At 40.4% G+C, this 13,729-nt stretch carries 5 protein-coding genes; all 5 read left to right on the top strand.

Going from position 1 to position 13,729, the window contains the following annotated elements; translation table 11 throughout:
* The first annotated feature begins 60 nt into the window (after positions 1–60).
* On the top strand, positions 61–546 hold the full coding sequence (locus GVT53_RS16880; protein ID WP_166249660.1) for a hypothetical protein: 486 nt from the start codon (positions 61–63) through the stop codon (positions 544–546).
* A 722-nt stretch (positions 547–1,268) separates the two neighbouring features.
* A complete protein-coding gene (locus tag GVT53_RS16875; RefSeq protein ID WP_166249659.1) occupies positions 1,269–2,948 on the top strand; it encodes a hypothetical protein in 1,680 nt (559 codons plus the stop codon).
* Positions 2,948–6,496, top strand: a complete 3,549-nt coding sequence (locus GVT53_RS16870; protein WP_166249658.1) for a peptidoglycan-binding domain-containing protein — start codon at positions 2,948–2,950, stop codon at positions 6,494–6,496. The genes GVT53_RS16875 and GVT53_RS16870 overlap by 1 nt, the downstream gene beginning before the upstream one ends.
* Before the next feature lie 10 nt (positions 6,497–6,506).
* A complete protein-coding gene (locus tag GVT53_RS16865; protein WP_166249657.1) occupies positions 6,507–7,433 on the top strand; it encodes a hypothetical protein in 927 nt (308 codons plus the stop codon).
* 14 nt (positions 7,434–7,447) lie between these two features.
* Positions 7,448–13,267: a hypothetical protein gene (locus GVT53_RS16860; protein ID WP_166249656.1), complete on the top strand. Its 5,820-nt coding sequence runs from the start codon at positions 7,448–7,450 to the stop codon at positions 13,265–13,267.
* The last annotated feature ends 462 nt before the right edge of the window (positions 13,268–13,729 follow it).

Raw genomic sequence — 13,729 nt, 5'->3', positions numbered from 1 at the left:
AGAATAAAACACAACTGTAGGAGTTGTAGTGTTAATTAAAAACACGTAAAAATAGAAACAATGAAGAAACAGAAATATATTTTAATAGCAGTACTTGCTATGTTGGGTTCTTTGGTTCAATCCTGTAGCTCAGATGATGATTCGGGGGCCCCGGCCTCGGATACTTATATCCGTTTTACTATAGACGGTACCGATTATGATTTTGGAAATATCATAACTGCGGAATCACTGTCGATTACATTCAATGGAAATAATGGTGAAACGATACAGGATGTGGGGGACACACGGATCAGTATTTATTTGCCTTTGGACATTGTTGTTGGAAACCATAATATCGAAGGGGGAGCTTTTGGAGGAGATTACAAAGTGTCATTTACCTCGGAACCCATGGGATTTGATTTTGACTTTGCCCATGATGGAAGTATTAATGTCACGAGTGTTACCGAGGATTATGTGGAAGGAACCTTTACAGCCACGATTATGTCCGAAAGTGAGGAGACCATAACTCTGGTTGACGGTGAATTCAAGGCCATGCCCATAGAATAAATGTAGAATCTTTGAAAATAAAACAGAAAGCTCCAGAAACCCTGGGGCTTTTTTGGTTTAGGATGAAAAGATTCTTTCCAATTCTGATAACATTCAGACCAAATCAAAACCCGTCATTAACGAGGGAAAAACCATCATTGTGTTTAAATTTAAAGTTAAAACTTCAAAACCATCAATATTCGATGGTAAAGCCATCTAGACGCTCAAAAATTGTCCATTAAATTTAGACATACATTAGGGCATTTGAGACCTATGGAATCAATTGTTCCTTTCTAAAACCTGAGGTTTCAACAGATATGTCTGAATTTTTCTTTTTTACCCAACAAGATGCTTTGTCTCAAAATCAAACTGACACATTAGCTTTTGGTCCAGTTCCTTCCAGCCCTCTTGAATATAGGGTAAACAATCAGTTTTTAGTTTCAGCTGATGCACCAGCTTTTGCAGTTGTCGATGGGATTCCCTTGGTACAGCAATGTGAGAGTGACCCTAACTGTATAAATATTGTATTATACCCGTTCAAAACCCCTGATTTTAATTTTCCTAATATTAAATTTTTTGTTTATCGAGGGATTCGAAAGGATTCAATTATTAATTCCACGACTGGAGAAATTTTCCAAGCAGACAGTACATGGAAAACCGATAATATCTTAACGACCCTTTATAATCTTCAAAACAAAATCAATCAAGATGCGGGGACATCTGAGGTTCCTAAAGCAGAAAACTTGGGATACCACTATTCGGATTCCAATGACATTGACAATTTCAAACCAGATACCGAGTTTGTTGAGACCATTGTCTTTTTAAATGATGGCTTGCAATTGCCATTGGTAAAGGCAGGTTGTCAGCTCGGAAAATTTATTGGGGGAGGCGGAACGGGAACTCCCGCAGGATTCCAGATTATATTGGACAGGGTTGGTTATGAGCCAACATTGGGATGGGTTAGGAGTGAGGATGATGTGGTGGCGGTCAACAATTTAACTGCCAACCCTACTGCAGTGCAGACATTTCAGCATTGGCATGAAAAAGAACAGATACTCACGTATCTCGACCCTGCTGCTTTATATGGATGTGCCCAAGCCAATGGCCATAAAATTAAAGTGTACCAAAACGATGCGGATGATTCTGGGACAAAAATGGATGCATCCAGCGCGGTATCACTTTTTCATAATAAAAACTGTTGTTATATTGACATCAGGAATGACTTCAATTATTCTTTTAACTATTATAGTCAATATGTTAATTCACTAGAGCTAGGGTTTGAGCAATCAGGAACCGAGGACTTTTTGGTAAGCTCTGTGGATTATTATGCCAATTGGCCATTATTGCGACTTTTAGAGAAGAGTGTTCCTGCTGGAAGCAAATCCAGAATTTTGATGAAGCTTCCAATACATGATGTAGCAGGCTATAACGCAAGATACTTTCTTCGATCTTATACACATAAATTTTTGGAAAAGGCGGAATGGACCTTCTTTCAAGAACTTAACTACCTAGACTCTGCCGGGGCCGTTCGGAAAGATTTCTGTGAGGAAGTTTTTGTGGAAGCATGGGTAAGTGATGATGATTTTCTAGGAGCTAATTATTTTTCTCTTAAATATGGTAAAGTTCAAGTTTCTGAATTGAACGATGATATTATTTCTAGAAGGAACCAATATGACTTAGTATTTCCTTTGGATATGAAGAATCTGATTGGAGACGATATTTTGGATGACGGAGATTTCAAGGTTTCATTGTATTCTTCAGAAAATGCCCCCATTGTCCTAAAGAATTTTTTAGATATCAGTAATGAATACTATACTCAATACATCGGTATTGCCAGGGATAAATACAATACCACCTTTTTTTCATTTCCGGATCGTATCGGTTATGAATCTGGGAGAAGGTTAAAATTCCCTTTTGGGATTATACAACAGGGCAAATATGATAATTCCGCTTTTTTGGAAGAATTTGAGTACACCTCTGGGACAGAAAGTTTAGGGTTTTTGGAAGTGTTGCCAAAACGAACTTTAGACTCAGCTTTGGTATTGAAAAAGGTCGCAAAAGACTTTAAGGGTCAATTGGAGGAATTCCTGTACTATTTGAACACTGCCCCTGCCCAAGACAACAAATTTGCTATTGATGCCAAAAAGTTCCATGCTCTTACCCTGTCCAACGAAGAATATGATACGGTAATGGCATTGGCGGCTTCTGATTTTGATCAAGGATATAAAATATTTCTGCAACCAACCTCAGGTGATATGCCTACCCGAAATTTCGATGGTTTTGCTATTGGGCAATCGGATTTAAAATTACAAGGTATTGAATTTAACACCACGGATGATAAGGTCCAATCCAAAGAGGTGTTGGTGGAAGATACTGTTACCCAAGAAAAGAGCGAACTCAATTTTTACGTAAACAAGACCTGATGGCTGTATTTATTTCAAAAAAGGCTTTAGCCAAAATACCGAATCAATTCCAATCAACCTATATACCTGTTGGAAGAAAGGTTTTGATTCATAATTCGTTAAAAGAAAACCGATTCTTTAATAATCTAGTCAAGCAGAGCCAAGGAGCTAAAGAACTGAAAAAGGATGATGTAGGTCCCAACGTCGAATTGTTCCAAGCTATCTTAAAGGCAGTTAGGTCTTTCCAAGAAGGTCAATTAGTCGAAACTGAGATTAGTGGAAGTTTTGGCATTATAACGGAAACTACTTTAAAAGATGCTCAAAGTAATTTTGATCTTCCTGAAACTGGTGTTCTCGATGCCCAGACTTTGTTGGCGATTGATAGTTTTTTAGTTGAGAACCAGCTTGTTTTTAATAAGAAAAGTGGTATTGTCTTAGCCGACGGTTCTGAGGGGGAAATTAAATTGACTATCACAACAGTTGATGGAAAGGTTTATGCCAATATTGAGCAAACTGTCCTTTTAGAACCTACAATATCGCAGACGGATGGGGTTCCCGACTTTTCACAAAAGGAAAACGGTGCCGAGATAGTTTCTGCTCGACCGACATTGGATGGCAAACATTATTTCGTAGGGGACGGTAAAGTTGAAAACCCCATATTATCAGAAAACAAAGGATATTTTATAGAAAAAGGTCTGGTGCCAAGGACACCTTCAGGCCTCCCGCCCGACGCTAAACCACGTACCATAAGGGAAGGAGAAACCTTGATTTCCATCATTCATGAGGAATATCTAAAAGATGCGTATCCTATATATACGGTTCCGGGTGAAGATACCTCGGCTGTACTCCATGAGTTTCCGGCAAGAACATTGAGCCAAGATGATAAGGATTACCGTATTCGGTTTTATGCCAACCTTATCTACTATATGAATACGGATCCGAGTATTGCCTATGCTATTCATAGAAGCTCCATTTCTCCAAATACAATAGATTATACCGATACTCATTTAGATGAGGTCAATATTTATGACAACGATACCTTTGGCCTCAATTATAAGAATTTTTTGGAGCGAATAGAAAATTTGGATCCCAATTACGAATGGAATCTCTATGCATCAAATTATACAGTACCATATACTGGTGAAACATACACTTTTGATGCTCCTTTCAACTTGGATGTGGGTGAAGACCTATACTTGCCAAGCCGTGAGTTTGTGGAGGCTTTATACTTGCATCTAAATTTTCGTCCAAAGGAAGGCGAGATGTACGAGAAAAAAACAGACTCGGAAGGGAACAACTATTTTGATTGGATACCACAGACGGGTTTTGATGATTTTTTAGATGATGTTGCAAACGCTATTAGTGATGCCGCAGAGAGAACACTGACAATAAACCTTTATACTGAAGCCTATACCTTTTTTAAGAATGTATATAGCTGGATTATTGATGTCCTCAATGATCATTGGCCTCGGAGCATGGGCTTTCAGGTTAATTTGGATGCTGAGGTGGCAGCATTGTTCGGTATAGGTGTTGGCGGTAGTGCCTATGTATGGAGGAAAGTGACTCCAAAGGACGAAATCACTATCCAGACCATAACCAGTGCCGAAGTTAGAGGCACTGTAGGTGGCGGCGTTGGTTTTGACTTTAATCTTGGGGGAAGCAAAAAGGGGAAAATGGCCAATATGGGCAGTAAGAAGGCATCAAAAAAAGGACTTGCGGCTTATGCAGGTGTCGATGCCAAAGTAGGTCTGGGCATATATCAGGAACACGAATTCCCGGTCAACAAAGAAAATACGGCGTTATTGGCTTTGCTCTTACCGGCGATCAATGCTACTTCCAGTGTGGCCAATGGGTTGTCCAAAATTTTGAATTACCTGGAAGTCATCAATATAGATCCCATGGACTACATCACCAAGTTGGTGGTCGAAATAGAGACAAAAGGTAGGGGATTTGGCAGGTTAAATTTGGGGTTGAATATCACCAATGAATCCGATTATGCCAAGAATGCATCCGGAACGTATGAAGTGGATGCAAACAACCAAGATTCGTTGAGCGTCAATGGAATTGCCAAACTTTTTAAGAAGGTTAACTTTTTCTACGGCGGAGGGGTCGATATTGGGTATGGATATGCTTGGGAGACCAACTGGACTTACGGTAACCTCCCGGACATGCCCAAGTACGATGGCCGTATGGCGAATAAGGTAAGCTCTCAAATAGAAATATTCTACGAGGGTTCGGCCGCATTGGATGCCTCGGTAAGCAATTTTATACAACGTTTGGTTTTAGGTGCCATTGGGGGGGTACCTGTTCTGCCCACCTTTAATTTTGATGCAGGGATTGCCCTTGTAGCTGGTTTGGAACTTAAACGGGAAGACATCCCTGAAAACCATGCATTTGCCGATTATAATTTGTCTTTGGCAGATTTGGGTGACCCCAATAACAATACTTCAAAATTCTTGGGTGCCAAGCTTTATAGTGGGGATTTTGAGGTGCCCGTTACCCCGGCAAGTGAGATTATAGCCAATATCAATATTGGTCAACTTAAACAAATCATAGATGGTCAATCTGGGAATACCAATATCCTCAGTTTTACCAATCTTTTATTGGTATTTGACAAACTAGGCTATCGTAAACGTTTTTCGGCAAATCTTGAATCCTACCAAAGCAAGCAGAATAATACAGTTTTGAACCGGGTAAGAAACTTCACCGATAGTTATAGAAGTCAAACTTATGTGCTAGAAGATAATGGTGAAGATATAAATTATGGTTCGAAGGATTTTTTTAAAACACTAGAAAGAACAGGGTTTACATTTAGTTCGTCGATTGAAATTGATACGGAGTTTTCCATGGATGCTACCATCAAGGCCCTTCAGTATGTATGCTTGCGTCTCCGGTTTATGGCCTCTCGTGAAAAATATGAGAACGCCAATCAGTTAAGTGTTTATGTGAGCAAACTGCAACAGATCAATGAAGCCTATCAAGAGGTTTTAACGCCTGCATCCGGTAACTTCACCGAAAACGATTTTGATTTTTTGTTGAACGACGCTACTTGGGGGTTACAGACCATCTTGGATATTGGAGGCACTGGGGAAAATGAATTGGTACCCTATAATGCCATTTTAGGTGAAATGTTCAGGTTTTTGGATACTGGGGAACTTCGCGACCTATTGCAGGACACCAACCGAGAAAACCTTATAAATGAAAGCACAAGAAAAGCCCAAGAACTGTTGGGGTTGCTTAAAGACGCGTTTCAATTATGGGTGAAACAAGCCAATACTACGCTAAAACTGAACTCGAAATTAAGTGTAAACACGGGCTTAAACCTTAAAGGGGCCTTTGGCCCGAAGGTGAGTTTGGCCGCTTTTTTTGAATTTGGTTTTTTTGATGAGTTTCTGGTAGTGGATCAAGGAGAATTGGTGTTGGAAGGGGAAACAACGGACAATCCACTATATGAAACTGTTCAGGCTATTGCAAAACAATTTTCAAAAGATACCACTGTGCCAGATTTTGATAGTGGTAATGAGTTGGGTGGTAAAATTTCGCAAACTTTGTTAAATGAATCCATATAAAGTAACGAAGATGAAATGCACAAAACAGATGTTCGGGCTAATGTTGGTCATGGTAGTAATGCTGAGTTGTCAATCCAATTCACAGGTTATAACGGACTGGGATGCCATACTCAGAGGACCCATACAATCAGTGGAAATTAATACCTACAAACCTGATTTGAAGGATGGTACTATCCAAAAAGGAAACTTGGTGAACACAAGTAGCTTTACCTTAAACGGAGAGGGGGGCAAACGAATCTTTAACCAAGAAGGTAAGCGGATAGGATTTACAAATTATAAAAAAGGAAGTACCGAGCCTGCATACCATATACACAATGAATATTCAAAGGGGAACTTAGTGGAATCCTTTACATATAAAACACCCTTAAAAAAAGTGCTCTTGGGTAAGGAACAATACGAATACGATAATAAGAATAGGGAAGTATTGGCAAGGTATTTTGAACCATCATATTGTGATAATAATAAATTTTGGTTAGCTCAAAAAATCATATATGAGTACAATGAGCATGACGATATGATAAGAAAAATCGATACTTCCTTTGTTCATTACGATTGTGATGACATCAGAATTCGAGCCAATGTTTATGAGCGACATCCTGTATACGAAAATGGGTTAAAAGTGGAGGACGGCACCTATACCTATGAGTATGACCAAGATGGGAACATGATAAAGAAGGTGGATAAAAACAACCCTCCTATATACTATGAATATTATCCGAGTGGGGTTAGAAAGAAGAGGTATTTAGCCCCAGAAAGTTATCGTGATTTTAATGAAGATGGTTATCTGATAAGAGCTACCGCTCCAGTAATGGGCGGGTTTATGTACACAATAGTTTACGAGAACGAAGATAACTATGGTAATTGGACCCGTATGGTCATTTACCGGGATAACGAGCCCTATTTGATTGGGGAGCGCACCTTTACCTATTACGAATAAGAAAAATAAAAGATATGCCCACAAATCCTTTATATCCAGTAGTCAGTGACCTATTGCCTTTAGAGAAGATACCCTCAGAATTGCAAGGGTTGCGCGAAGCATTGGAAAATGTCTTGGACGAGGTCTATTTTAAAGATTTTAGGGTAGGGCAAAGTTACCATGGAGAAGCGGCCTATTATGCCATGACCCTGGTTACCTTTAATCCCTTGGGGTTGAACATCCCTTTTGTCCAAGACCTAAAACTGGTTTTAAACCCCAATGGGCAGGGCAATACCGAAATACCCATATCTTTTGATTACAGCTGGGAGGTGCTCAAATACCTGAACGGTTTCAATTTCAGCTCTTTTGATAATAGTGTAACCTCCATAGTTGAGGTGCTTATGGAACTGGCGGGCATTACCAAGACCGAAGTGTTAGATCAGGTATTGGGCAGTTTCTTTACTGGGGCTGATACTTTAGAAGACTTTGTAAGTGCATTTAATACAGGACAAGGGTCTTCCATTTTTGTAGATCCAACGGTGCCTACAAGTCTGCAAGTGACCGATGTGGTCAACCAGATTGAGAAGGCTGATTTAGATGTCATTGGTTTTGTAGTAGATCAATATCTCACAGGTGCTGATTTTAGTGAGAGCCTTGACAATCTCAATGGGGTTTTTGCATCATGGTACGGCTCCATTACCACAGATAGTCTAAACCGGATTTTAAAGGTAAAATTCAGGGTTTTGATTCCTAATCTTTCTGTAGGATTGCAGTTCCCGAGAAAATGGTTGGTGCCAGTTGATGCCCAATTGGAACCCTTGCCAGAACCTGACGTATCCATTTTGTCTTTCAATATAGGGAGTCTGATATATTCGTCTGAAGCCGGTTTTGAATTTCAAGAGGCACAAAGTTTTTCCCTGACACAATCCATGATCGGTAATACAGGGCTGATTATTGAGTTCACCAACCTTAAAGTGGATCTCGAAGAAGGACGGAACATTCCTGAAGCTGATGCTTATGGCCGTGGTCCAGGATTTAAAGGTGTCTATGCCCAAACAGCGGCAATAACCCTGCCTAAAAAATGGTTTGATAATACAGAAAATAACCCTAACACGACGGCACAGTTGGCCGGTTATGATATCTTGGTGGGTACGGGAGGCTTTTCAGGGCGACTAGCTCTGGAGGTAGTAAATGGCACCAGTGATCCTTTATTGGTCAAAACGGTTGGCACTAATGGTTTTGAGGTCGGTTTTTCGGCTTTTGATATCAATTTTGATAGGAACAAAATAGTTTCTTCAAATATTGCTGGGCAATTAAAGATTCCGCGCCTTAGGGATGCCAATGGCAATGATGCAGAAATAGATATTACGGGGCATTTGGATTCGGATGGGGATTTCTTGATTACGGCCTCAGAGCAAGATGGATTTGCCCCCATTGAAATTCCCGAAGTGTTGAAACTGTACATACAGGGAATTGAACTTGGGCAGGAAGATGATAATTTCTTTATAGGTACCACGGCAGAATTGGAATTTACCAATGCTGTGATGAACAAACTGTTGTGCAATGAAGCTGGCGGGGACAACATTCGCATCGCTTTGCCCGCAATTCGTATTTATAGCAATGGTAGTTTTGAAGTAGTCGGGGGAACCATACCCTTGCCCACGAATTTTGGCATTTGTCTGGGTCCGGCCAAAATGAACATTACCAACCTCAATTATACATCCCACCAGCAAGAGTATAACGGAACCATACGTGAATACAAATGTTGGGGTTTTGATGGTGCTTTGAACCTTGACCCATTAGGGGTGGATGTCAGAGGCGATGGAGTGCGATATTATTATACTATTGATGATGATAATGCCAATGGCAAACCCCATCATTCCTATATACGCATCAGCACAATAGAAGTGGACATCATTATCCCTGGGAATGCCTCCCCTGACACAGCAACGGCCATTATAAATGGATATTTATCCATTCCAGAGCCAGGAGTGTCCACAGAATATGCCGGTGGTATTTCCGTTAAACTTCCCAAGTTGGGTGTTAGTGGTAGTGCAGAAATGCGATTGCAACCCCAGTATCCAGCATTCATTGTGGATGCTAACGTGGAGATTCCGACTCCTATTCCATTAGCATCAACAGGTTTGGGCGTATTTGGTTTTCGAGGTCTTTTGGGATATCGTTACGTTGCGGAAAAGGAGGCAATCGGGCTGACTTCAGGAGAGGACAGCTGGTACGATTATTATGTATACCCCCAGCGGGGCATCAATATTGATAAATTCAGTGGTCCGGAACAGACCACGGATTATGAAGATCCGGTATCCATAGGTGCAGGAGCATCCATAGCTACCTATGGCAATGACAGCATTATTTCATTTAGGGTATTTATGTTGTTGTCCATACCCAGCTTGTTTTTTGTAGAGGGTAAGGCCAGCATATTGAGCAAGCGATTGGAGTTGGACGATACGGATGAACCACCCTTCTTTGCCTTTATGGCCATAGGGGATGATTCCATTGAAGCTGGATTGGGAGCGGATTTCAGCATTCCACAGAATAATGGCTGGATTTTGGATATGCAGGCCAAAGTGGAGGCAGGCTTTTTCTTTAACAACCCTTCCGCTTGGTATATTAATTTTGGTACGAGACAAGAGCCCATATCGGCTAGGTTGCTTACTCTATTAACGGCACAGACCTATCTGCAGCTTTCTGCCAGGGGAATAGAGGCCGGAGCAAAAGCAGAATTTGAGTTTAATAAAAAATATGGCCCCGTCCGTGTAAGAGCATATGCGTATGTAGAAGTAGGAGGGTTCATCAGTTTTGAACGGCCCCAGATTGGAGGTTATCTAGCAGCTGGCGGACAGGCAGAGGTCGATATTAAAATTATTAGTGTTTCAATTGGCTTGGATTTGGTATTTGGTGTAGAAGCGGCCAAACCCTTCTTGATATATGGAAAATTTAGACTTTGTGTCAAAGTTAGAATCTTCCTTGTCAAGATTAAGTTCTGTGGCAAAGTGGAACTTAAATGGGAAAAATCCAGGGAGATTGATAGGACTCCAGTGCCGCCGATTGCACAGGAACGTGTATTGGAACTTGCCAAAGGGGTTCATATGCTCACAGGGGACACTTTTGATTTGGTTCATTTAAATGACAATGATATTACGGACTCAGATTTTATTCCTTCTGACAGTGATGACAAGTTCAACAGTACGGTATTGCCCTTGGACACCTATATCGATATCAAGTTTGCCAAGCCCTTGAACCCAAACCTTGTGGCAAATAAAACGGGAGGAGTGACCAATGCTCCACAAAACTATATTGAATTGATTCCTCCGCAGAAGACGGTTCGTGGTAAGGAGGTAAGACAGGTTAAACATGCCTATAGCATGGAGGATATAGAAATTAAGGCCTGGGACGGAAGCGCATGGCAGGACTATAACCCCTATGAAGTGTTGATCAATGAGGCCAGTGACCTTACCCCACAAGAAACAGCCAATTTAAAATTGGGACATTGGCAAAAAACAGGTAGAGAATATAATGCCTTGCGAATTCTTGGGGACAACCCATTTTCTTATACGCAGTTGGGCGAACCGGGTTGGTTCGTTCCCGAACGTTTGGGCGTTACGGCATCCTCCTTGTTTTGTAAAACTGAGGAGTTGGAACTAGAATGTGCCAATTGGTTGAGAAAGTCTACTGATGTCGAGTACATCACCTATATCAAAATTGAGAATTCCTTTGATGATCTCGACAATTTTTTTACGACAGGACGAATGTCATTTTTGGTAAGAGGCCCGCTATTTCTTGGGGAACTGGGTGAAGAATATAAGGCCAGGGTAGTTCAAAAGCCCAATGACTTTAATTTCGACAAATCTTTAGAGATTTACAATTTCATGGCTGTCGAGTTACGACTTCCCAATCCATCCAAAAAGTTGACATTTAAAATGTCGACGATTTCGGAAGGAGTGACCATTTCTTTTTACCGACCAATTATCAATGATATATCCCTAGAGACCGAATATGAATTGGTTGGAACCCTATACAAGACACGTTCTCAGTTAAATCAGGAAGTAGTTTATGAAAATGCCGCGGATAGCTTTACCATGGTAGTGGTCCAGCCGGATTTTCCACAGGTTGAGCAGATCAATGCCCTTAATGAAGAGATAGAAGAATTTTATGAACAAGCTTATAACGACTTCATTGGAGAGAATAATGGTGAAATTGTACTTTCCGATGAATTGGACAATGCTCAAGTAGAGGCCAAAAAACAAGAAATCGTTGACTTGATCCAATCTGGTTGTACCGGAAGCATTCCAGGAACAGTGTTGAGTGGAGGAATTGGACAAATGCAGATTGGAACTTCCTTTGTTGTAGGAGCAAAGGATATTGTTTTGGATTCGCTACAGGATTACACTACCTGTACCAGTTTGTTACATGAAGTTTGTTGGCTTTCAGAGGCAGATTACGAGTTCAACACGAACATTCCAGCACAGGCGGCCATACAGGAAGACTTTGATTTGGGTACGGATGCCGTATCCAAAGTGGTGGCTCCCATTTGGAGACCGGATACCAAGTACTATATCCATTTAAAACTTAAGGATACTGTCGACAGTGATGAGGCAAATACCAATGGTGAATACCATTATTACTATGGATTTAGAACAGCTGGCCCATTGGGTCATTTCCATAATGCACAAGGTGTGGACTATGGTGGAGAGCGGGACGGTAATGGACTTTTATTGGATCCAGATAAATATCCATTGGCCAACTTACGAAAGTATATCGATTACAACCGTTCTTATCCCAATGCGGATGGCAACTTGTTACAGTCCAAACCGTTGTTTTATAGCAATGCGGAGGCCAAGCTCCAATTGTTCTTTGTAAGGCCACAGACCTTTCATATGTTTAACGACTGGCCAGCATTCAATGGGTCTTCCCTGATACCTGCTGAAATGAAAATCATGATCAAGGATCCCGTAAATGATACCTTGATTCCTTATCCATTGCCACCTGAATTTGATGAGACCACAATTCCGGGTGGAATTGAATCATGGGATGAGGACAATGCTGCCTTAATGCCTACCTATTTACAGCATTGGAACAACTTAGTTACGGCCCAGGATTCAAATTTCAGTTGTGTGGTTGTCGGAGGCAGTGCAATTCGGCCCAAGAGTAAAATTAGGACGGTCAACTTGACCAATCTAAAGCCACAAAAACTCTATACGGCTATGGTGAACAGTGTGTACAATGGTAATATGATTGAACTGCACAACTATGCATTCCAAACTTCCAGATATGCGAATTTTACTGAACAGATAAACAGTTATCTGTTGGAAGATGGCAATGGAAACCAAAAGGAGGCCATCTTCAAAATCCAATTGGACCTTTCAACTGCCCAGATTGATTCAGCATATAGTTTGATAGAAGTGGAGGGATCTCCAGATGCTGCGGCACAAGTATTGGAGGATCGATATGTGGACTATTTTGACCGGATTATGGAAGGGGTTTTTGGATTATCCCCCTTACCTACAGCAGAAACAACTGAGTTCAATGCCGTTGTGGATCAAAATACGGGTGATACCATTGCCTTATTGATACGAAACCCTGAACCATTCAACGACCCAAAAATTCCTAAGGATGAATTAAGGGAAACCATCAAAATATTGAACAACGCCAATGACGACCCTGATGGCAATTACCATATGCTATATTCAAAGGATGGTTCACAGGTTTTGATTATGAGAAACAACAAAAGAATAACTAATAATGCCCTACGATTCCAGTTCAGGCATTTCTTGTGGAATGGAGTGGAATATATTGAAAATGACATGTTATTGGTTGAAAACATAAATATCACTTAGTATGCTCAATATTAAAGAATATCAATACAAAAATGAATCTGATGAAATATTAAGTTTAGATGATTATTCTTTTTTTCACTACACTTATGCTTCTAACCTTAGCCCCTATATTTCTCGAAGAGCTTTTATAGGGACCAAAAGCGGTGTTTCAAATATATATAATGGATATATTTTTAGTGATTTAAGCTTAGATGGTAATCCAATTTGTAGTGTTTTTGTGAATTTAGGTCAGGCAGCTAACGAAAACGCTTTAAAGTTCAGTAATGGAGATTTTCTTATACTGGGATACAATAATGATGTTAATGGAAACGTAATACAAGAGTTAAATGCTTACAGAATTTCTCAAGAAGGTATCTTGATTTGGGGAAAAAAAATTATTGATTATTCAACGGGAAGTTTTATAGATGTTGTTTTTGGTTCCAATGATGAGTTTTATATTTTCCTTGTTAACCAAGATATATT

The sequence above is a fragment of the Flagellimonas oceani genome (genome assembly GCF_011068285.1).
Classification (GTDB): domain Bacteria; phylum Bacteroidota; class Bacteroidia; order Flavobacteriales; family Flavobacteriaceae; genus Flagellimonas; species Flagellimonas oceani.
Note: the sequence above shows the minus strand (reverse complement) of the source record. Positions and strands in the feature narration are given on the sequence as shown.

Coding starts and splice junctions, on each gene's coding strand:
- GVT53_RS16865 (WP_166249657.1), top strand. CDS start 6,507: ATGAAATGCACAAAACAGATGTTCGGGCTAATGTTGGTCATGGTAGTA.
- GVT53_RS16870 (WP_166249658.1), top strand. CDS start 2,948: ATGGCTGTATTTATTTCAAAAAAGGCTTTAGCCAAAATACCGAATCAA.
- GVT53_RS16880 (WP_166249660.1), top strand. CDS start 61: ATGAAGAAACAGAAATATATTTTAATAGCAGTACTTGCTATGTTGGGT.
- GVT53_RS16860 (WP_166249656.1), top strand. CDS start 7,448: ATGCCCACAAATCCTTTATATCCAGTAGTCAGTGACCTATTGCCTTTA.